Genomic DNA, 20,421 nt, shown 5'->3' with positions numbered 1-20,421 from the left:
TTATGCTCCAACCGGGTCAGGAACAGCTTCCCCGCGGATGGCGCGCGCGTGGTCCTGCAGGCTGGTGACGGACCACTGGTAGGTACGCAATGCCTCGATCGCCTGGACCGCCGCATTGAACTCGGCGACGGTGGTAATGCACGGAATGCCGATCGACGTGGCTGCGGCGCGCAACTGGTACCCATCGCTGCGTGCCTCACCGCCCGACGGGGTGTTGAACACCATGTCGATTTCACCGCCAATCACCAGATCCGCGATCGTGCCCTCGCCTTCGGCGCTGCTGCCTTCGGCGACCTTGCGGACCGGTGTCGCCTGAATGCCGTTGCGGCGCAGGACGTCGGCGGTACCGCCGGTGGAAACGATCTCGAAGCCCAGGTCAGAGAGCCGCTTGACGCCCATGATCACCGAACGCTTGTCGCGGTTGGCGACGGAGACAAACACCTTGCCCTGTGTCGGCAGGGCATTGTTCGCTGCGGCCTGGCTCTTGGCGAAGGCGGTATCGAAGTGCTTGTCGATTCCCATCACCTCGCCCGTGGAACGCATTTCGGGACCGAGGAGCGAGTCCACGACGGTGCCTTCCGGCGTGCGGAATCGGCTGAATGGAAGCACCGCTTCCTTCACCGACACCGGAGCTGACAGCGGCAGCCGTGAGCCGTCACCGGTCTCAGGCAGCATCTTGTACGCGGTGCGGAGCTGGTGGATGGTGACGCCGGTGCCGATGAGGGCGGCGGCTTTCGCCATCTGCACACCTGTTGCCTTCGATACGAACGGCACCGTGCGTGAGGCGCGCGGGTTTGCTTCAAGCACGTAGAGCACATCGGACGCGAGGGCGAACTGAATGTTGATGAGCCCCAGGACGCCGACGCCCTCGGCAATCGCATGGGTTGCCACTCGGACCCGCTCGAGCACATCGGTTCCAAGCGTGATCGGCGGCAGCACGCAGGCGGAGTCGCCGGAGTGGATTCCGGCTTCCTCAATGTGCTCCATGATTCCGCCAAGGTAGAGGTCCTTGCCGTCGTACAGCGCATCCACATCGATTTCCACGGCATCTTCGAGGAAGCGGTCGATCAGGACCGGGTGGTCCGGGGTGATCTCCGTGGCGTTGGAGATGTAGCGGGACAGGTGTGCCTCGTCGTACACGATCTCCATCCCGCGGCCGCCCAGCACGTAGGACGGGCGGACCAGGACCGGGTAGCCGATCTCGTCGGCGATGGCGCGGGCGTCCTCAAAGGAGACAGCTGTGCCGTTCTTCGGTGCAATCAGTCCGGCTTCGGCCAGAACCCGCGCGAACTCACCGCGGTGTTCAGCCAGGTCGATGGCTTCAGGGGAGGTACCGAGGATCGGTATACCGGCGTCGGCGAGAGCCTGGGACAGTTTCAGCGGAGTCTGGCCGCCGAGCTGTACGAAAACGCCCATGACGCCGCCGGTGCGTTCCTCCGCCGCGATGACTTCGAGCACGTCCTCAAGGGTGAGGGGCTCGAAGTAAAGCCGGGTGGAGATGTCATAGTCGGTGGAGACGGTCTCGGGGTTGCAGTTGATCATCACGGTCTCGTAGCCGGCCTTGCGCAGCGCCATCGTGGCGTGAACGCACGAGTAGTCGAACTCAATGCCCTGTCCGATGCGGTTCGGGCCGGAGCCGAGGATGATGATGGACGGCTTGGCGTGCAGGCCAACCTCGTCCTCCTCGTCGTAGGAGGAGTAGTGATAGGGGGTGTACGCCGCGAACTCGGCCGCGCAGGTGTCCACGGTCTTGAAGACCGGTCGGATATCGAGTGCATGGCGCACTCCACGCACCACAGCCTCCGGAGTGTGCGTCAGGAGGCCGATCTGCTCGTCCGAGAAGCCGTGCCGCTTCGCCAGCCGCAGCGTGTCAGGCTTGATTCCCTCCTTGCGGACGGTAGCCGCCACCTCGTTGAGGAGGACAAGCTGGTCCAGAAACCAGGGATCAATGCCGGTGGCCTCGTAGAGATCTTCGACGCTTGCACCGCCCAGCAGCGCACGCTGGACCTGGGAGAGGCGTTCCGTCGTCGGGCGCTTGGCGGCCTCGATGAGTTCGGGGACATCAAACTCGCTGACCGAGTCGAACGTCAGCTGTGACCCCTTCTGCTCAAGTGAACGCAGCGCCTTCTGGAGCGCCTCGGTGAAGTTGCGGCCCATGGCCATGGCCTCACCGACGGACTTCATGGTGGTGGTGAGCGTCGGGTCCGCCGCGGGGAACTTCTCGAATGCGAACCTCGGGACCTTGACCACGACGTAGTCGAGGGTCGGCTCGAAGGATGCAGGGGTCTGACGGGTGATGTCGTTCGGGATCTCGTCAAGCGTGTATCCGAGGGAGAGTTTCGTGGCGATCTTCGCGATGGCGAAGCCGGTGGCTTTCGATGCCAGGGCTGAGGAACGGGACACGCGGGGGTTCATCTCGATGACCACCACGCGGCCGGTGTCAGGCTCCACCGCGAACTGGATGTTGCAGCCGCCCGTGTCCACGCCCACCTCGCGGATGACGGCGATGGCAATGTCCCGCATGCGCTGGTACTCGCGGTCGGTGAGGGTCAGCGCGGGAGCCACGGTGATGGAGTCACCGGTGTGGACCCCTACCGGGTCGAAGTTCTCGATCGAACAGACGACGACGACGTTGTCGTTCCTGTCGCGCATCATCTCCAGCTCGTATTCCTTCCACCCGAGGATGCTCTCCTCGAGCAGCACCTCGCTGGTGGGGCTGTACTGCAGGCCCTGGCCCACGATGCGGCGCAGGTCCTGCTCGTTGTAGGCGAGACCGGAACCCAGGCCGCCCATGGTGAAGGATGGGCGCACCACCATCGGGTAGCCCAGGTCCTCTGCTGCGTCCAGCGCCGCAGCAAGCGTGTTGATGATGCGCGACCGGGCCGACTCGGCCCCGCAGCGTTCCACGACGCCCTTGAACTTCTCGCGGTCCTCGCCGAGTTCGATAGCGGCGATGTTGGCGCCGATGAGTTCCACGCCGTACTTCTCCAGGACGCCGTTCTTGTCCAGGGCGATGGCGGTGTTGAGCGCCGTCTGGCCACCGAGGGTGGGAAGGATCGCGTCGGGGCGTTCCTTGGCGATGATTTTCTCGACTACTTCCGGAGTGATCGGCTCAACGTAGGTTGCGTCGGCGAACTCCGGATCGGTCATGATCGTTGCCGGGTTCGAGTTGACCAGGATGACCCGGAGGCCCTCCTCCTTCAACACGCGCAGCGCCTGGGTGCCTGAGTAATCGAACTCGGCGGCCTGCCCGATGACGATGGGTCCCGATCCGATGACCAGGACGGAGGTGAGATCGGTTCTGCGGGGCATCTAGTTTTCTTCCTGCGCGGGGGTGGGAGCTTTGGAGACCTCTGAAGCATCAAGCTCGTTAGAGCCGCCGCCCGTGCGGGCAGCCTCGGCCATGAGGTCGATGAACCTGTCGAACAGGTATGCGGAATCGTGCGGACCGGCCGCCGCTTCCGGGTGGTACTGCACGGAGAACGCCGGCAGGTCCAGGCACGCCAGGCCTTCGACGACGTCGTCATTGAGGCTCACGTGGCTCACCTCAACCTGTCCGAAGCGCTCCTCGGGGGCGGTAACCGGCCCGTCGAGCGGCGCATCCACGGCGAAGCCGTGATTCTGGCTGGTGATCTCGACCTTGCCGGTGCGCCGGTCGAGCACGGGCTGGTTGATCCCACGGTGTCCGTAGCGCAGCTTGTAGGTGCCGAAGCCCAGAGCGCGGCCGAGGATCTGGTTGCCGAAGCAGATACCGAAGAACGGCTTTTTCGCGTCGAGGACCTGGCGCAGCAGCGAAACCTGGGCATCGGCGGTGGAGGGGTCTCCGGGACCGTTCGACATAAAGACACCGTCGGCACCTACCGCTGCGACGTCGTCGTATGTTGCGTCCGCGGGCAGCACGACTGTGCGCACGCCGCGCTCGGCGAAGTGCTTGGGAGTCATGGCTTTGATTCCGAGGTCCAGCGCAGCGACGGTGAACCGGGGCTCGCCTTCCCAGCCGTGGTCCGAAGGCTCGACGACGTAGCGGGAGTCGATGCTCACTTCTTCCGCGAGCCGTGAACCCTCCATGCTGCGCTGGCCGTTTACCTCTGCAAGCAGCTCAACGTCCCTGCGGTCCGCGTCAGCTCCGGAAAAGATGCCGGCTTTCATGGCGCCGCGCTCGCGCAGGTGGCGGGTGATGGCACGCGTATCGACGCCCTGGATCCCGACGACGCCCTGCTCGACCAGCTCGTCGTCAAGGCTTTTCTCCGAGCGCCAGTTGGACGGACGTCGTGCTGCGTCGCGCACGATGTAGCCGGCTACCCAGATCCGGCGGGACTCGGCGTCGTCGCGGTTCACACCGGTATTACCGATATGCGGCGCCGTCTGGACCACGAGTTGCCGCGCGTAGGACGGGTCCGTGATCGTTTCCTGGTAGCCGGTCATGCCGGTCGCGAAGACCGCTTCGCCAAGCGCCGTGCCGAGCGCGCCGTAGCTTTGTCCCCGGAACGTCCGACCGTCCTCAAGGACCAAAACCGCCGCGGCACCGGCTCCTGTTACTCCCGCGTGTGTTGTCACTGTACTTCCTTGCTTGTGGGGTTGTTGAGGGGATCGGTGTCCTCGATCAGTGCACTGATCGCTGCCAGGAGCTGCGTCTTGTCCGCGGCGTACCTGGTTCGGAAACCGGTATCGAACGTCTGTGAATCCATCGTCCAGGACACCACCACCAGTCCGTCCTTTTCGACGAACTTTCCGGCCATGCCCCGCTCCAGTCGCACGCCCGTCAGGTTCTTCCTGGCGATGTACACCTCGGTGTCACCGGAACGGTCGAACAGGAGGCCATGTGGGTAGACGGCGGCGGTTGCCGTTGCCTTGTTCCCGAGACCGTGCGCGGTGATGCGGTCCAGCCAGTCTCCCCCGGTTGTGGTGACCACGTACTGGCCTTCAGCGGCGTAGAGGGGCGCCCCGGGATCCTCCGGGGCGTTGGGCGGCGCCTGCACTGCTTGCTGGCGCCTCAGCCGGCTACGCCAGCCAAGAGCCATGAGACCAATCAGCAGCACGATGGCAACCAGTGAGGAAACAATGGCGGTTGTAGCTATGTCCACGCTTCAGTCCCCTTGCACATCGGGATGCGGTGTATTGAGCCGCCCCTCCAGCACCGTGGGATGCCCGGCGAAGAAGGTTGCGATGACTGCGCCTGGCAGCTCGAGGCCGGCGAAGGGACTGTTACGTCCCTTGGTAGCCATCCTATGGGGATCGACTGTCCACCGGGCGGAGGGATCCACCAGTGTGAGATTCGCCATCTCCCCGGATTCCAGCGGTGTTCCCTGCGTTGCCACCCGGCCGATTCTTGCGGGAAGGATGGACGTTGCCTCTGCGAAGCGCGACCAGTCCATCAGCCCCGTCTCGATCATGGTGTGCTGCACCACGGACAGCGCGGTCTCAAGACCCGTCATTCCCATGGCGGCCTGAGCCCATTCGCACTCCTTGTGTTCGGAAGGATGCGGGGCGTGGTCCGTACCGATGACGTCGATGGTCCCGTCGGCCAGCGCCTCACGGAGAGCCGTGACGTCGTTGTCAGTGCGCAGGGGCGGGTTGACCTTGTACACCGGGTTCCACGTGCGGACGAGCTCATCGGTGAGCAAGAGATGGTGCGGCGTGACTTCGGCAGTCACGTTGACGCCGCGCTGCTTCGCCCATCGGATGATCTCGACCGAGCCGGCCGTCGACACATGGCAGACGTGCAGGCGCGAGCCGACGTGCTGGGCCAGCAGGACGTCCCGGGCGATGATGCTTTCCTCGGCAACCGCGGGCCAGCCGGCCAGGCCCAGGACAGCGGACACCGAACCTTCATTCATTTGGGCACCCTCGGTGAGGCGCGGTTCCTGCGCGTGCTGGGCGACAACGCCGTCGAACGCTTTCACGTACTCGAGCGCGCGGCGCATCAGCACTGGATCGGAGACGCAGATGCCGTCATCCGAGAAGACGCGAACTCCCGCCCGGGATTGCGCCATGGCTCCGAGTTCTGCGAGCCTCTCCCCCGCAAGGCCCACCGTGACGGCTCCGACGGGCCGGACGTCGACCCAACCGGCACGCCGGCCCAGCGCGTGGACCTGCTCCACCACGCCGGCCGTATCGGCAACCGGCATGCTGTTGGCCATGGCGTGCACCGCCGTGTAGCCGCCCATGGCAGCCGCACGTGTGCCGGTCTCCACCGTCTCGGAATCTTCGCGGCCGGGCTCGCGGAGGTGTGTGTGGATATCCACCATGCCCGGCAGCAGGACCAGCCCGCCAGCGTCCACGACGACGGCGCCCCCTGCCGACAATGACCGTCCCCGCTCGGCGATGCGACCGTCTGCAATCAGTACATCAACGCCCGTCTCACCGCTTGCGGTCGTGGCGCCCCTGATCAGGTAACGGGTGCTCATACTGTTGCCTCCTGGGCGGGGGTTGGCTGTGCGGAGTCATCGCCCGACAGCAGTAGATAGAGGACGGCCATCCGAACAGATACGCCGTTACGTACCTGTGCAAGGACCGTTGAGCGGGGTGAGTCGGCCGCAGCTGACGAAATTTCAAGGCCGCGGTTCATGGGACCCGGATGCATGATGATCGTGTCCTTGCCCGCCGATGCCTCGAGCGTAGCCAGCCGCTCGTCGTCGAACCCCCAGGTGCGGGTGTACTCACGGGTGGAAGGGAAGAACGCGGCGTTCATCCGCTCGCCCTGCACCCTGAGCATCATGATCGCGTGGGGGCCGGTTGCAAGGACCTCATCGAGGTCGAAGCTGACCCTGCACGGCCAGTCGCCGATGCCGACAGGGACCAGCGTGGGAGGCGCAACGAGCGTTACCTCCGCACCGAGCGTCGTAAGGAGCCACAGGTTGGAACGGGCGACCCGGGAGTGCAGGACGTCCCCCACGATTGCGATGCGCAACCCCCGTAGATCTTCACCAAGGGAGGGACGACCGGCAACCTTCGACCAGTGCCGACGGAGCGTGAACGCATCCAACAGGGCCTGGGTTGGATGCTCATGAGTACCGTCGCCGGCATTGATCACAGCCGCGTCGATCCAGTCCGAGGCGGCAAGCCTCGCGGGAGCCCCGGATGCCCAGTGCCTGATGACCACAGCATCGGCGCTCATAGCCTCGAGGGTCTGCGCTGTGTCCTTGAGCGATTCACCCTTGGACACCGAAGAACCCTTGGCGGCGAAATTGATCACGTCCGCCGACAGCCGCTTCGCTGCCGCTTCGAACGAAATTCGGGTCCGGGTCGAGTCCTCGAAGAAAAGGTTGACGACGGTGCGTCCACGCAGCGCTGGAAGCTTCTTGACTTCCCTTTCACCGACCTCGGCCATTTCCTCGGCTGTATCGAGAATACGGATTGCGTCGGTGCCCGTCAGACTCTCTGTGGACAGGAGGTGCTTCATGCCGGACCCTCGATCACTACTTCGTCGACGGAGTCAACCTCGCTGATCCTCACGCGGACCTTCTCGGCGGAGGAGGTGGGGAGATTCTTTCCGACATGGTCGGCGCGGATGGGCAGTTCGCGGTGTCCACGGTCCACCAGCACGGCGAGGCGGACGATCCGCGGCCGGCCGATGTCGACGATCGCGTCCAGGGCGGCGCGGATGGTGCGGCCGGAATAGAGCACGTCGTCCACCAGCACCACAACCTTGTTGTCGATGCCGGCGGGAGGGAGCTTGGTGGGGCCGGGCGGGCGGGTTGGATGCTTGCGCAGGTCATCACGGAACATCGTGACGTCGAGGCGGCCCACCATGCGCTCGGGATCCACAGCAGGATCGGTGCGCGCAATTTTGCGCGCCAACCGCTGGGCGAGCGGGAACCCCCGGCGGGGAATGCCCAGTAGCACAAGGTCCCGGGAGCCCTTGTTGGCTTCGAGGATCTCGTGGGCGATCCGGGTCAGGGCCCGGTCAATATCAGCATCACCGAGGACCGTACGGAACACGGACCCTCCGGATTCAGGGCTGGATACACTCATGGAACGCGTCCTCCTTCTCCGCCTCACAGGACGGCCTTTAAAGGGGTTGGGTGCGGCTTCAAAACTACCATAGGCATCCCGGGCACCTATCCTGTGTGGATGAGTATGAACTCCGGGAGTGCGTACACGGAACCGGGCGGCGAGGTCCTTTCAGGAGAGCAGCCGCCTCTGGGAATGTGGCAGCAGGTACACCCCGGGCCCCCGGTTCCGCCATCCCCCGAGGTCCACGCGGGCCTGAACCCGCCTGTTAGGAAGCGTGCCTACCCGCCGCGCTACGCCGTCGTCAATGCCCTGTTGCTCATCTGCGCGGCGCTGGTCCTTGCCGGTGTGGCCGCGATGGTTGCTGCACAGCTCGGGCCCGCCGCGCTTGCTCTCTGCGCCGCACTGGCACTGGTACCGCTCACCATCTGTCTGGTCGGGATACGGTGGGTGGACCGCTGGGACCCCGAGCCCCGTGGAGCACTGGCCTTCGCCTTCCTGTGGGGTGCCGGAATGTCGGTCGGCGTCACATTCCTGCTCGGCCCCACCGTCACCACCATGCTTCTCAGTGCGGGTTTCAGCGGAGCGGGTCCCGACATTGTGGGTCCGGTCTTCCAGGCCCCGATCGTCGAAGAACTGGCGAAGGGCCTGGGCGTCCTCATCCTCGCTCTCTCCCGTCGCAGCCACTTTGACGGGCCCGTCGACGGCATTGTCTACGCCGGCACCATTGCTGCGGGATTCGCCTTCACCGAGAACGTGTTGTACTTCGGGTCAGCACTCACTGACCCGGCCGGACTCGGCGGACTGATCACGGTGTTTGTGATGCGCGGGCTGTTCTCACCCTTTGCCCACGTGATGTTTACCGGCGCGCTGGGTCTCGTACTGGGAATGGCGGTCGCGAAAGGCCGCACCAGGGGTGGACTGGTCGTTGCATTCGTGATCGGCCTTATCCCCGCGGTTGCCGGTCACATGCTGTGGAACGGCGGACTGGTGGTCCTCTTCACAGACTTCTTCTCGTTCTACTTCCTGGTTCAGGTGCCGCTGTTCATCGCTGTGATCGCGGTTGTATTCGCTCTCCGTCGCGCCGAACGCGCCGTGACCCACCAACGGCTCGCCGAATACGCCCGCTCCGGCTGGATCACGGGGCAGGAGGTAGACATGGTGGCTTCGCCGCGTGGCCGTTCATCGGCACTCGCCTGGGCCCGACGGGTAGGAGCCGCTCCCGCCATGAAAAGCTTTATCAGCACAGCGGTGCGGCTGGCTTTCGTGCGCCAACGATTGCGAGCCGGCCATGCCAGCGGTTCGGATCCGGCCCTGGAAGTACACCTGCTTCACGACCTCAACGCGGCCCGCCGGCAAATCATCTCCGCGGCGTCTGCGCGCCGATTCTGACATACCGGCGCGCTTGTCCGGACACGAACGAAGTCCGACGCTGGTCAGTCCGCGGACTACGCCAGCAGAGTGGGCTTAAGCTGCTGAAGACGGCCGAGCAGGCCGTTGATGAAGGCGGGTGACTCGTCTGTCGACAGCATGGTTGCAAGCTGCACGGCCTCGCTGACAGCGACAGTGTCCGGCACGTCCTCGTTGTACAGCAACTCCCAGGATCCGACTCGCAGAATCATCCGGTCCACGGCAGGCATCCGGTCGAGCGTCCAGCCCTGCGAATAGGTGCTCAGGAATTCGTCGATCTGCGCGCCGTGGGCCATCACGCCTTCAATGATCTCCACGGAGTACTCGTTGATGACGGTGTCCGTCTTTTCGCGGCGGCCCTGCAGTGCCTCGATAGGCGACACGGACCGCTGCTCGGCCTCGAACAGGATATCCAGCGCCCGACGCCGTGCTTTGCTACGTGCGCTCACTCGTTGACGCGTCCCAGGTACTCACCGGAGCGGGTGTCTACCTTGACCTTGGTACCGGTTTCCAGGAAGAGCGGCACCTGGATCTCATATCCGGTTTCGACAGTGGCAGGCTTGGTGCCGCCGGTCGAACGGTCGCCCTGAAGGCCCGGTTCGGTGTACGTGATTTCAAGAACAACCGACGGCGGCAGCTCAAGGTAAAGCGCTGAACCCTCGTGCATGGCGATCGTTGCCATCTGGCTCTCGAGCATAAAGTTCTCGGCGTTGCCCACGGTTGCACCCGGGACGGTGATCTGGTCGTAGTCCGTCGTGTCCATGAACACGAAGTCGTCGCCGTCCTTGTACAGGTACTGGTAGTCGCGGCGGTCCACGGTGGCGGTCTCGATCTTGAGGCCGGCGTTGAAGGTCTTGTCGACAACCTTGCCCGAGAGGATGTTGCGGAGCTTGGTGCGGACAAAAGCGCCACCCTTGCCGGGCTTCACATGCTGGAACTCAAGCACATTCCAGAGGTTGCCCTCGAGCTTGAGGACGGTGCCATTCTTGATGTCGTTCGTGGTGGCCACGGATTCTCTTTCGTCGATTGACTGATGTTTGGCTTACGTCGCAGCAGGCGCAGTGCACGACTGCTCAGGATTCGCCCGCCAAAAGACCAGAGTCCAGTCTACCCTGCCGGATGGAACCGGATCAGGAAGCGATCTCCTGGTACGCGGCGAACAGGAGTGATGTGTCCGGCACCTCAAGGATTCCGGGGCGGGCGACGCCGTCGAGCACTACGAAACGCAGCAGGTCACCGCGTGCCTTCTTGTCCCGCCGCATGCCGTCCAGGAGCGCTGCCCAGCGGTCCCGCCGGTAGGTCACCGGAAGACCGAGTGTTTCCAGGATGGCGCGGTGCCTGTCCGCGGTCTTGTCGTCAAGCCGGCCGACCATGCGGGAGAGCTCCGCCGCGAAGACGAGGCCCACCGAAACGGCTGCGCCGTGCCGCCAGGAGTACCGTTCCGCCAGCTCGATCGCGTGCGCCAGCGTGTGGCCATAGTTCAGGAATTCCCGCCGCCCGGATTCCTTGAGGTCCTCCGACACGACCGCGGCTTTGACCGCGATTGAACGCTCGACCAGTTCTCGGACGGCATCGCTGGTCGGGTCCTTGACGGCCTCAGGGTCGGATTCGACCAACTCGAGGATGCGTGGATCGGCGATGAACCCGCACTTCACAACTTCGGCCATGCCGGTGATCAGCTCGTTGGTGGGGAGTGTCTGCAGCGCGTCCAGATCGGCGAGCACACCCGCCGGCGGGTGGAAGGCACCCACGAGGTTCTTCCCCTCTGCGGTGTTGATCCCGGTTTTGCCGCCCACAGCTGCATCGACCATGCCAAGCAGCGTGGTGGGCAGATGTACCACCTTGACGCCGCGAAGCCAGGTCGCTGCCACAAAGCCGGCGACGTCGGTGACAGCACCTCCCCCGACGGCCACAATTGCGTCAGACCGCGTGAAATCATTCTGCCCGAGCACCTGCCAGCAGAACGCCGCCACCTGAATGTGCTTGCCTTCCTCGGCATCGGGGATCTCCGCCGTGACCGCGGTGAATCCTTCCGCCGCCAGCTGCTCCCGCACGGTGTCCCCTGTCGATCGCAGGGCGCGGGGATGGATCACCAGCACGCGACGGACCCGCTCGCCCAGCAGTGGTGCCAACCGGTCCAGCAGTCCACGTCCAACCACGACGTCGTAGTTCTCGGACGGGGTACTGCCTGTGACGCGGATGGCAGTAGATTCAGCGGTCATTGCCGAAGGTTCCTTCCTCAGTAAACATGGTCCGGTGCAGCTGCGTCTCAAGACGGTCAACCACGGTATCGGGTGAAGCGTCGCGTGTGTCTATCACCGCGTCCGCCAGTGCTTCGTAGATCGGGCGACGTTCCCGGTCAAGGCGTGCCCAGGTTCCGCCGGCGTCTTCGGCCAACAAAGGCCGGCCGGTGTTGCCGGCGAGCCGCGGCAGAACCGTTGCAAGATCGGCGTCGAGGAAAACCACAAAGGCATCTTTCAGCAGGCGCCGCGTGTCGTCGTGGAGAACCGAACCTCCTCCGAGGGAGATAACGGCGCCGGCACCCGCTTCAGAAAGGACTTCGCGAACGACCTCAGCCTCAATCCGCCGGAAACCGGGCTCACCCTGTTCAGCGAAGATTGCCGGTATGGGGCCATGCCGGGCGGCGATCACGGCATCTGTGTCGACGAATTGCCAGCCATGCCGTGAGGCGATCCGCCGCCCGATGGTCGATTTGCCGGTGGCCATGAGGCCGATGAGTACCAGCGGTCCATGAGCCGCCGGCAGCATCAGGGCGCGACCGAATTCAGGGACGCCGGGATGCTCTCGAGGTAGGAATCGAGGTTGCGCTTTGTCTCCTCCACCGAGTCACCGCCGAACTTCTCCGTTACCGCTTCTGCAAGAACAAGGGCGACCATAGCTTCGGCAACCACTCCGGCCGCAGGGACCGCGCACACGTCGGACCGCTGGTGGTGCGCCTTGGCGGCGTCGCCGGTACTCACGTCGATTGTCTGAAGTGCACGGGGGACGGTGGCAATGGGCTTCATCGCAGCGCGCACTCGCAGGACGTCGCCAATGCTCATGCCGCCCTCGATACCGCCGGCCCGGTTGGTTGAGCGGCCGATCCGCCCGGTTTCCTCACGGACTATCTCGTCATGAGCGGCCGATCCGCGACGTCGCGCGGTCTCGAAACCGTCACCGACCTCAACGCCCTTGATCGCCTGAATGCCCATGAGCGCGCCGGCCAGACGCGCATCCAGGCGACGGTCCCAGTGCACGTAGCTTCCAAGTCCGGGAGGGAGACCGTAGGCCAGGACCTCGACGACACCGCCGAGGGTTTCGCCCTCCTTGTGAGCGGCGTCCACCTCGGCGACCATCGCGGTGGACGTCTCGCGGTCGAAACAGCGCAGCGGGTCCTCATCCAGTGCGAGGAGATCGCGGGGTGCGGGAAGCGGCGATCCTTCCGGAACGGCAACGGAAGCAACAGCGACAGTGTGGCTGACTAGTTCGATGCCCAGAGCGGAAAGAAATTGAGCCGCGACGGTACCAAGGGCTACCCGCGCAGCAGTTTCCCGCGCACTTGCGCGTTCCAGCACCGGCCGGGCCTCATCGAAACCGTACTTCTGCATGCCGGTGAAATCAGCGTGGCCGGGGCGGGGCCGGGTGAGGGGAGCGTTACGCGCGGAATCCCTGAGAATGCCGGCGTTGACCGGATCCGCGGACATGACCTGTTCCCACTTGGGCCATTCGGTGTTCCCCACCTCGATGGCCACCGGACCGCCCTGTGTCAGGCCGTGGCGGACACCTCCGATGATCCGAACCTGGTCCTGTTCGAACTTCATGCGGGCACCGCGACCATAACCCAACCGGCGACGTGCCAGAGCGGCCTGAATGGCCTCACTGGCTACTTCAACGCCTGCGGGCATTCCCTCGATGATTCCGACCAGAGCAGGGCCGTGGGATTCCCCGGCCGTCAACCAACGCAACATACATCCATCCTGCCACGGGCCACGACCCCAACTAGCGCCGGGGAGCCCCCACCGCGTCACACATCACATTTATGACAGCAGACTCATCGCGGAAAGCATCACCGGCGAAGAGCTTCACCTGGGCCACTGCCTGGTAGAGCAACATTTCCAGGCCGGGAACGATGACTCCACCGCCGGCGGACCATGCCTCAGCGAGCGCACTGGGCCACGGGTCGTACGCCACATCAAGGAGCACGCGTGGTTCCCGTGGCTCGGGCTCATCGGCGGAAGACGGTGCGACGAACAGCTGAGCAGCCAGTTCGTCCGCGCCGTGGGGCGGCAGCGTCGAGATAACCAGCGGAGACGCACCGCACAACCCTGCGGCCGCATCGAAATCTCTCAGGTTCACATCAATGCCGAGCCGGTGACCCAGGTCCATCAGGGAGCCGGCTTTCCGCGGTGACCTGACGCAAACATCGACCTCCTGAACACCCATTTGGGCAAGGGCTGCGACAGCCGCCGAAGCGGTGCCGCCCCCACCGAGGACGAGCGCCTGCTCCGGGCGTCCGGCGCCGGCATGGCGAACCGCACGGACGATCCCCTCAACGTCCGTGTTGTAGCCCATTAGCCGTCGCAGTTCGCCATCATCCACGGGAAGCACGGTATTGATCACGCCCAGAGCGGCGGCGTCCGGCGCCACCTCATCCAGGTAACTCAGCGCCGCACCCTTGTGCGGCATTGTGACAGACAGCCCGCGCCACGCAGGGTCATCCCGGACCTCCCTCAAGATGGTTCCAAGGGATTCAGGAGCAGTATCAATCGCCGTGTAGCTGCAGTCGAAATCCAGAAGGGCGTACGCAGCGCCGTGAAGCTGAGGGGACTTCGAGTGCGCTATGGGGTGACCGATGACACCGGCCCGATATGGGGCCGGCGTCCGGTCGGGGACCACCTATTCACACCTTCCGGCGTTATCAGCGCACCATGCCTGGTACTCCTGAACGTACTGTGCATGCTCGGCAAGAGTTTCGGAGAACTTGGTCTCACCGCTGTCGAGGTTGACCGTGACCCAGTAGTAGTAGGGCACGTCCTCCGGGTTGACCGCGGCCTCGATCGCTTCCGCGCTCGGGGATCCGATTGGTCCGACCGGCAAGCCGGGAATCGCGTACGTGTTGTACGGGTTGGACTTGTCGGCCTTTTCCTCGTCGGTCAGGTTGTAGCTCTTGCGGTCAAGCCCGTAGGTCACAGTCGCGTCAGACTGGATCAGTCCGTTCGTCTCGGTATTGTCCGGACCCAACCGGTTCATGATCGAACCGGCTACCTGACCGTAATCGGCCTGGCCGGCCTCAGCCTGCACGATGCTGGCGATGGTCAGGATGCGGTACTGCTCTGCAGGATCGGTGACCCCGGCCTCTTCGAGCGCCGCGTAAGTATTGTCCACCATCTGCTGGATGACCTCGGCTGCAGTGATGTCGAGGTCGAATCGGTACTCGCCGGGATACAGGTAACCCTCCAGGCTCGGCGACCGCTCCGGAATGCCGAACTGCGTTGGATCCTTTGCCAGTGCTTCGAACTCTTCGCGGGGTATCCCGGTGGATTCCGCCAGGATATCGAAGACCTCGTTCTGCCTGAGGTCCCTGGCAACAGCGGCATAGTGAACCATCGAGTCGCCCTCGGCGAGCAGCGCTCGGGCTGCCTCCTCCGAGCTCATCTGGTACTTCATCTCATAGTCGCCGGGCTGAATCACGCGCCCGTCGGCGACACCACCGAAGGCCTTCAGGAATTCCTCTGAACTGGCGACAATGTCCTGCTGCTCAAGGCCGCTGCCAATAATCAAGGGACCCGCGCCTTCCTCGACGGTGAAGGTCACTGACCCTGTGCCGGGCCCGGCGTAGTCGGTGACTTCACCGACTCCAAGCAGACTCCTGAGAAACATCGCGACGGCGACCACCACTCCGACGAAACCGAGCACCACGATCAGCATGACGATTGTCCGGCGTCTGCGGCGGCGCTGACGCGCCTTGGAAGGAGCGCGTCTGCGGCGGGACGGAACGTCTGCCTCGAAAAACTGCTCCACCGGCTCAGGATGCTCCGGGTAGTGCTCGTCCAGATATTCGTCCGGGTGCTGCTCGGATCCGTGATCGGCTGCTGGGGAAGGAGGATGACGATGGCTCACTGCTCCTCTTTCCTCCTACTGTTGGTGTGCGAAATTTCTAACTCCTCGGATGAGGCCGGCGTCGGATGGTCATGACTCCGCCGCCGATGCTGAACGACCGGCTCCCCCACGTCCCGCTCAAGGTTTCGTTGCATATCTATGGCGTGTTGCAGTATCTCCACGGCTGCCACCTGATCTACCACCTTACGGTGTTCACGACTGTTCAAGCCAGCCTGCCGAAGCGATCTATGCGCTGAAACCGACGTGAGCCGTTCGTCCACCAGCCGGACGGGTACGTCCAGACCCGCGTCGAACAGCATCTCCACGAGCGCTGCGGCGTAGTCCCGGGCCATGGCCGTGGAAGCAGATTCGGTTCCGCTCAGGTTACGGGGCAACCCGACGAAGACTTCAACGGCCCCCAGCTCCTGGATGTTCCCGAGCAGCAGGCGCAGGTCGTGGTTCTTCCGGGTATCGCGTCGCATGGTACGAACCGGGGTCGCAATAGAACCGTCCCTGTCGCTCGCCGCAACCCCGACACGGACCATGCCGACGTCGACGCCGATCTTGACGCCGTACGGATATTCTCCGGGTGCCACAGTAAGCAGTTCTTGCTACCGGCCCGCGACAGCTGCGCGGATGGACTCCAACGCCGCCGGGACCTTTACGGGGTCGGACCCACCGCCCTGTGCCATGTCGTCCTTGCCGCCGCCTCCGCCGCCGAGGATGCCCGCAGCGGTACGCACCAGCGCTCCTGCCTTGATCCCTGCGTCGCGCGCTTCGTCGTTGGTGACCACAAGGACCACCGGGCGATCCTTGCTGACACCCGCCACAGCGACCACACAGGCACCCGCGCCGAGCCGTCCCCGCAGGTCCAGCGCGAGATTCCGGAGGTCATCCGCACTGCCGACCGTACCGGCGTCGTGAGTGATTAGACGCACGCCATCGATGTCCTCTGCCGTATTGACCAGTCCGGCAGCAGCGCTCGAGAGCTGTTCCTTCCGCAGCCGTTCCAGCTCTTTCTCGGCAGCCTTGAGCCGGTTCAGCGTTGCGCTCAGGCGTTCAGGCAGCTGCGGCGAGGGTACCTTGAGCATTTCGGACAGCTCTGTGACGAGCGCGCGTTCCGCAGCAGCATGCCTGAAGGCGTCCATACCGACGAGCGCCTCAACCCGGCGGTTGCCGGATCCGACCGACTGCTCACCGAGCAGCGTCAGCGTCCCGATCAGCGACGTCGATTCAACGTGGGTGCCACCGCAGAGTTCACGCGACCATGCACCATCGATTTCGACGACCCGCACACGGTCCCCGTATGCCTCTCCGAACAGTGCCGTCGCACCGAGTGCCTTGGCATCATCCAGGCCCATCACCTTCGTTTCGACGGCGTGGTTACTGCGGATGGCCAGGTTCGAGACTTCCTCGATCTCCGATCGCGCCGAGGAGCTGATGCCCTCGCCCCACGAGAAGTCGAAGCGCAGGTATCCGGCTTTGTTGAAGGAACCGCGCTGCAGCGCCTCAGGGCCGAGGACCTGATGAAGGGCAGCGTGAACGAGGTGCGTACCGGAGTGCGCCTGCTCCCCCGCATGACGACGCTGACGGTCGACGGCCGCGGTCACCGGGGCGTCCTGCGTGATTTCTCCCTCGCGCACCAGCGCACGGTGGACGCTCAGTCCCTTGATCGGCCGCTGGACGTCGGTGACTTCCACGGTGAAACCGTTTCCGGTGATGACCCCGACGTCGGCTGCCTGCCCGCCTGCTTCGGCATAGAACGGAGTACGGTCGAGGATCAGTTCAATTTCTTCGCCCGCACGAGCGACCGGAACTGACGCGCCGTTGCTGATGATGCCGCGCACCACCGCTTCGCTGGTCAGCTCGTCGTAACCTGTGAACACGGTTTCACCGGTTGCAAGCAACTCGTTGAACACCGTCATGTCGGCGTGCCCGGCCTTTTTCCCGCGGGCGTCTGCCTGGGCGCGTTGCCGCTGCTCGAGCATGAGCGCGCGGAATCCTTCGGCATCGACCTTCACACCGGCCTCTTCAGCCATTTCGAGTGTCAGGTCAATAGGGAACCCGTAGGTGTCATGGAGGCTGAAGGCGTCTTCGCCGGACAGCGCACGGCCCGCGCCCCTGGACTCGCGGACAGCTTCTTCGAGCCGGGCTGTTCCCGAGGCGATGGTGCGCAGAAACGCCTTCTCTTCTGCATACGCGATCCTGCTGATGCGCTCGAAGTCGCGCGCGACCTCGGGGTAAACGCCGTTCATGGCGTCACGCGAGACTGGCAGGAGGTCTGGCAGGCAGGCCTTCTCGACACCCAGCAGGCGCATGGCGCGGACTGCGCGGCGGATGAGCCGGCGCAGAACGTAGCCCCTGCCCTCATTGGACGGCGTGACGCCGTCGGTGATGAGCATCAGGGCCGAGCGAATGTGGTCAGCGACCACCCGCATCCGCACGTCGTCCTGGTGGTGAGGGTCGTCGTCGGACTCTGCACTGGTGTATTCGCGACCCGACAGTTCCGCTGCCTTGTCCAGGACCGGACGCACCTGGTCGGTCTCGTACATGTTTTCGACGCCCTGCAGCACCATTGCCAGCCGTTCGAGCCCAAGGCCGGTGTCAATGTTTTTTTGCGGCAGTTCCCCGGCAATGTCGAAATCCTCTTTGCTGCGCACAGCAGAGAGCCGGTACTGCATGAACACGAGGTTCCAGATTTCGATGTAACGGTCTTCGTCAGCCTCCGGTCCGCCATCGCGGCCGTACTCCGGGCCGCGGTCGTAGAAGATTTCCGAGCAGGGACCGCCCGGACCGGGCTGGCCCGTGTTCCAGTAGTTGTCCTTCTTGCCGAATTTCTGGATGCGCTCGGCCGGGAATCCTACTTCGTCCCGCCAGATCGCTAGCGCTTCGTCGTCTTCCTGGTACACCGTGACCCACAGGCGGTCGGCAGGGAGTCCGAAGCCGCCGTCTTCCACGCTGCTCGTCAACAGGTCCCACGCCATGCGGATGGCGTTCTGCTTGAAGTAGTCGCCGAATGAAAAGTTTCCGCACATCTGGAAGAACGTGCCATGGCGGGCGGTTTTGCCGACTTCTTCGATGTCGGCCGTGCGAATGCACTTCTGGATGCTCGTTGCGCGGTTGTACGGAGCTACTTCCCGCGCTGTCAGGTAGGGAATGAACGGGACCATGCCTGCGACGGTGAACAGCAGCGACGGGTCGCTGGATATCAGGGAGGCGGACGGCACGCGCGTGTGCCCCTGGCGCTCGAAGTAGTCAAGCCAGCGACGGGCAATCTCTTGCGACTTCATGGGGATCCTTCGGTGTTGCGCGCGGGTGGTGCGCAGCGGCGATGTCTGGTGTTCGGGTGCCTGATCGGGAATCAGAGGCGGGGCTCTGATTCAATGCCGAGGGCGGTGCGCAGATCGGTCTCGCGCTCCTGCATTCCCTGCCGGAACGCGTCGGCGAAGTCGGCGACACTGTCCGTGAGTTGCGCTACGGCGCGGTTCAGCCCTTCCGGGCCTACCACCGACTTCATCGCAGATACTTTACGTACCGCTACGGCACCGATGGCCGCGCCTGCTGCGAGCCAGAAAACCCTCTTGATCATCAAGAATTCCTTTGTTGTGCGTGCGTCTTGTGCTTCAGCTTGTGATCAGCGACTACGACGGCGGGAGGTGGGCCTGCGTCTGGAGGCCAGCGCATTGCGCACGCCGTAGGAAAACGCTGCCACCTTGATGAGCGGGGATCCGACCGTGGCCGCGACCAGCGAAGACAGGGCCGAGATGTTGGCGGAGGCATCCGACACGTTCGAGGTGATCCCGTCGACGTGCTTCAATTGCTGGTGCGTTGTGGACACTGTGCTGGTGACCTCGTCGATGAGGGGCGTGGTGCCCTCAGTCACCGAACGGATGGCCTGACGGAGCTCATCGAAGACCTTCCCGAGCTTCCACACCGGAATGGCAAGCAATGCGACCAGGACCGCAAAAACTCCAGCGGCAATAAGTCCGGCGATATCTCCACCTGACATTCGTGAACAACTCCTTAGCCTTCGCGCATGGCGGACGGCTGCCCGCAATTCCCTATGTACCTTACCTACTCAAGAGCCCGCGGCGTGCGCCGCGGGCTCCTGGTAACTGATGTTCAGTTGTACTGCCGAAACGCCGAGGTCGGCGCTGGATCAGCGTGCGTAGTATTCCACCACGAGCTGCTCTTCACAGGTCACGGGGACCTCGGAGCGCTTAGGGCGGCGAACCAGGCGTGCCTGAAGCTTCTCGAGCTGGACGTCGAGGTAGCCGGGGACAGCCGGAAGCACGTCGCGGTGGGCACCGGCAGCAGCAACCTGCAGCGGAACCATGGTTTCGCTGCGGCTGTGCACGTGGATGAGCTGGCCTTCCTTGACACGGAAGGACGGGCGGTCCACGCGTGCGCCGTCAACCATGATGTGGCGGTGAACCACGAGCTGGCGTGCCTGGGCGATGGTGCGCGCGAAACCGGCGCGCAGCACCAATGCGTCGAGACGCATTTCGAGCAGTTCGATCAGGTTCTCACCGGTCAGGCCGGAGGTACGGCGGGCTTCCTCGAAGACGCGGGTCATCTGCGCTTCGCGGATACCGTACTGGGCGCGCAGACGCTGCTTCTCGCGCAGACGTACTGCGTAGTCGCTGTCCTGCTTGCGGCGGGAACGGCCGTGCTGGCCCGGCGCGTACGGACGACGCTCCAGGTACTTCTCGGCCTTGGGGGTCAGAGCAATGCCGAGGGCGCGCGAAATGCGCACCTTACGGCGGGCACGTGTGTTGTTAGCCACGTTTACCTTTCACTGTTTGCGGCGAATCAGTCCACGACGGCGAACACCGTGTGAACTCTTTCTTGTGTCGCTGGCCTCCACGTTCGGAGAGCCGGAAGGGGCCGCTTTCCGGTACTACAGTTCGCGGGTTCTCACTTCGCCTGCACCTTTCCACTGGGCCAGATGGAAATCAC

19 protein-coding genes are annotated in these 20,421 nt (G+C 64.2%); 1 reads left to right on the top strand and 18 read right to left on the bottom strand.

Features of this window, described 5'->3' with window-relative positions:
* The 6 genes from carB to pyrR are packed head-to-tail and all read right to left on the bottom strand — an operon-like array spanning nt 1 to nt 7,974.
* Entirely contained in the window at nt 1-3,312 is a 3,312-nt protein-coding gene (gene carB, locus AC4D1W_RS10810) for a carbamoyl-phosphate synthase large subunit (protein WP_490891637.1), read from the bottom strand.
* Complete coding sequence (gene carA / locus AC4D1W_RS10805; protein WP_490898734.1) at nt 3,313-4,557, bottom strand: glutamine-hydrolyzing carbamoyl-phosphate synthase small subunit; 1,245 nt, start codon at nt 4,555-4,557, stop codon at nt 3,313-3,315.
* Entirely contained in the window at nt 4,554-5,084 is a 531-nt protein-coding gene (locus AC4D1W_RS10800) for a PH-like domain-containing protein (protein ID WP_490891639.1), read from the bottom strand. The genes carA and AC4D1W_RS10800 overlap by 4 nt, the downstream gene beginning before the upstream one ends.
* Before the next feature lie 3 nt (nt 5,085-5,087).
* Nucleotides 5,088-6,407 (bottom strand): dihydroorotase, encoded by a 1,320-nt coding sequence (locus tag AC4D1W_RS10795; protein WP_490898733.1) that lies wholly within the window; start codon nt 6,405-6,407, stop codon nt 5,088-5,090.
* Nucleotides 6,404-7,402 (bottom strand): aspartate carbamoyltransferase catalytic subunit, encoded by a 999-nt coding sequence (locus AC4D1W_RS10790; RefSeq protein ID WP_490891641.1) that lies wholly within the window; start codon nt 7,400-7,402, stop codon nt 6,404-6,406. The genes AC4D1W_RS10795 and AC4D1W_RS10790 overlap by 4 nt, the downstream gene beginning before the upstream one ends.
* Entirely contained in the window at nt 7,399-7,974 is a 576-nt protein-coding gene (gene pyrR, locus AC4D1W_RS10785) for a bifunctional pyr operon transcriptional regulator/uracil phosphoribosyltransferase PyrR (RefSeq protein ID WP_490891642.1), read from the bottom strand. The genes AC4D1W_RS10790 and pyrR overlap by 4 nt, the downstream gene beginning before the upstream one ends.
* Before the next feature lie 99 nt (nt 7,975-8,073).
* Here pyrR and AC4D1W_RS10780 point away from each other — a divergent pair, with 99 nt between their 5' ends.
* Nucleotides 8,074-9,345, top strand: a complete 1,272-nt coding sequence (locus AC4D1W_RS10780; RefSeq protein ID WP_490898732.1) for a PrsW family intramembrane metalloprotease — start codon at nt 8,074-8,076, stop codon at nt 9,343-9,345.
* Between the two features lie 56 nt (nt 9,346-9,401).
* Here the strand turns inward: AC4D1W_RS10780 and nusB are convergent, their stop codons facing one another.
* From nusB to rpsD, 12 genes are all read right to left on the bottom strand, one after another.
* Nucleotides 9,402-9,812 carry a transcription antitermination factor NusB gene (gene nusB, locus AC4D1W_RS10775; RefSeq protein WP_490891645.1) on the bottom strand — a complete coding sequence of 137 codons (411 nt, stop codon included), beginning with the start codon at nt 9,810-9,812 and terminating at the stop codon, nt 9,402-9,404.
* Nucleotides 9,809-10,372 (bottom strand): elongation factor P, encoded by a 564-nt coding sequence (efp, locus tag AC4D1W_RS10770; protein ID WP_490891646.1) that lies wholly within the window; start codon nt 10,370-10,372, stop codon nt 9,809-9,811. The genes nusB and efp overlap by 4 nt, the downstream gene beginning before the upstream one ends.
* Nucleotides 10,373-10,493: 121 nt before the next feature.
* On the bottom strand, nt 10,494-11,585 hold the full coding sequence (gene aroB / locus AC4D1W_RS10765; RefSeq protein ID WP_490898731.1) for a 3-dehydroquinate synthase: 1,092 nt from the start codon (nt 11,583-11,585) through the stop codon (nt 10,494-10,496).
* Nucleotides 11,575-12,090, bottom strand: coding sequence for a shikimate kinase (locus tag AC4D1W_RS10760; RefSeq protein WP_490898730.1), 516 nt, complete (start codon nt 12,088-12,090; stop codon nt 11,575-11,577). The genes aroB and AC4D1W_RS10760 overlap by 11 nt, the downstream gene beginning before the upstream one ends.
* Before the next feature lie 41 nt (nt 12,091-12,131).
* Nucleotides 12,132-13,331 carry a chorismate synthase gene (gene aroC, locus AC4D1W_RS10755; RefSeq protein ID WP_490898729.1) on the bottom strand — a complete coding sequence of 400 codons (1,200 nt, stop codon included), beginning with the start codon at nt 13,329-13,331 and terminating at the stop codon, nt 12,132-12,134.
* Between the two features lie 31 nt (nt 13,332-13,362).
* Nucleotides 13,363-14,259 (bottom strand): shikimate dehydrogenase, encoded by an 897-nt coding sequence (locus AC4D1W_RS10750; RefSeq protein ID WP_490898728.1) that lies wholly within the window; start codon nt 14,257-14,259, stop codon nt 13,363-13,365.
* Nucleotides 14,260-15,483 (bottom strand): endolytic transglycosylase MltG, encoded by a 1,224-nt coding sequence (mltG, locus tag AC4D1W_RS10745; protein WP_490898727.1) that lies wholly within the window; start codon nt 15,481-15,483, stop codon nt 14,260-14,262.
* Nucleotides 15,480-16,058 carry a Holliday junction resolvase RuvX gene (gene ruvX / locus AC4D1W_RS10740; protein WP_490891652.1) on the bottom strand — a complete coding sequence of 193 codons (579 nt, stop codon included), beginning with the start codon at nt 16,056-16,058 and terminating at the stop codon, nt 15,480-15,482. Before ruvX ends, mltG begins: the two co-directional genes overlap by 4 nt.
* A gap of 15 nt (nt 16,059-16,073) precedes the next feature.
* Complete coding sequence (gene alaS, locus AC4D1W_RS10735) at nt 16,074-18,752, bottom strand: alanine--tRNA ligase (RefSeq protein ID WP_490898726.1); 2,679 nt, start codon at nt 18,750-18,752, stop codon at nt 16,074-16,076.
* A gap of 71 nt (nt 18,753-18,823) precedes the next feature.
* The gene (locus AC4D1W_RS10730) at nt 18,824-19,051 is read right to left on the bottom strand and encodes a hypothetical protein (RefSeq protein ID WP_490898725.1); all 228 of its coding nucleotides are present in this window, start codon (nt 19,049-19,051) and stop codon (nt 18,824-18,826) included.
* Between the two features lie 45 nt (nt 19,052-19,096).
* Nucleotides 19,097-19,471: a DUF948 domain-containing protein gene (locus tag AC4D1W_RS10725; RefSeq protein WP_490891656.1), complete on the bottom strand. Its 375-nt coding sequence runs from the start codon at nt 19,469-19,471 to the stop codon at nt 19,097-19,099.
* A gap of 150 nt (nt 19,472-19,621) precedes the next feature.
* Entirely contained in the window at nt 19,622-20,248 is a 627-nt protein-coding gene (gene rpsD / locus AC4D1W_RS10720; protein ID WP_490891658.1) for a 30S ribosomal protein S4, read from the bottom strand.
* Nucleotides 20,249-20,421 lie beyond the last annotated feature (173 nt).

The organism is Arthrobacter sp. TJ-170 (assembly GCF_058269305.1).
The sequence above is the reverse complement of the archived record's forward strand: the minus strand, read 5'-3'. Positions and strand labels throughout refer to the sequence as shown.

What these genes read in the sequence shown, in the direction of transcription:
- carB (WP_490891637.1), bottom strand. Translation starts at nt 3,312, where the DNA reads ATGCCCCGCAGAACCGATCTCACCTCCGTCCTGGTCATCGGATCGGGA.
- AC4D1W_RS10795 (WP_490898733.1), bottom strand. Translation starts at nt 6,407, where the DNA reads ATGAGCACCCGTTACCTGATCAGGGGCGCCACGACCGCAAGCGGTGAG.
- AC4D1W_RS10790 (WP_490891641.1), bottom strand. Translation starts at nt 7,402, where the DNA reads ATGAAGCACCTCCTGTCCACAGAGAGTCTGACGGGCACCGACGCAATC.
- pyrR (WP_490891642.1), bottom strand. Translation starts at nt 7,974, where the DNA reads ATGAGTGTATCCAGCCCTGAATCCGGAGGGTCCGTGTTCCGTACGGTC.
- AC4D1W_RS10780 (WP_490898732.1), top strand. Translation starts at nt 8,074, where the DNA reads ATGAGTATGAACTCCGGGAGTGCGTACACGGAACCGGGCGGCGAGGTC.
- aroB (WP_490898731.1), bottom strand. Translation starts at nt 11,585, where the DNA reads ATGACCGCTGAATCTACTGCCATCCGCGTCACAGGCAGTACCCCGTCC.
- AC4D1W_RS10760 (WP_490898730.1), bottom strand. Translation starts at nt 12,090, where the DNA reads ATGGCCACCGGCAAATCGACCATCGGGCGGCGGATCGCCTCACGGCAT.
- aroC (WP_490898729.1), bottom strand. Translation starts at nt 13,331, where the DNA reads ATGTTGCGTTGGTTGACGGCCGGGGAATCCCACGGCCCTGCTCTGGTC.
- alaS (WP_490898726.1), bottom strand. Translation starts at nt 18,752, where the DNA reads ATGAAGTCGCAAGAGATTGCCCGTCGCTGGCTTGACTACTTCGAGCGC.
- AC4D1W_RS10730 (WP_490898725.1), bottom strand. Translation starts at nt 19,051, where the DNA reads ATGATCAAGAGGGTTTTCTGGCTCGCAGCAGGCGCGGCCATCGGTGCC.
- AC4D1W_RS10725 (WP_490891656.1), bottom strand. Translation starts at nt 19,471, where the DNA reads ATGTCAGGTGGAGATATCGCCGGACTTATTGCCGCTGGAGTTTTTGCG.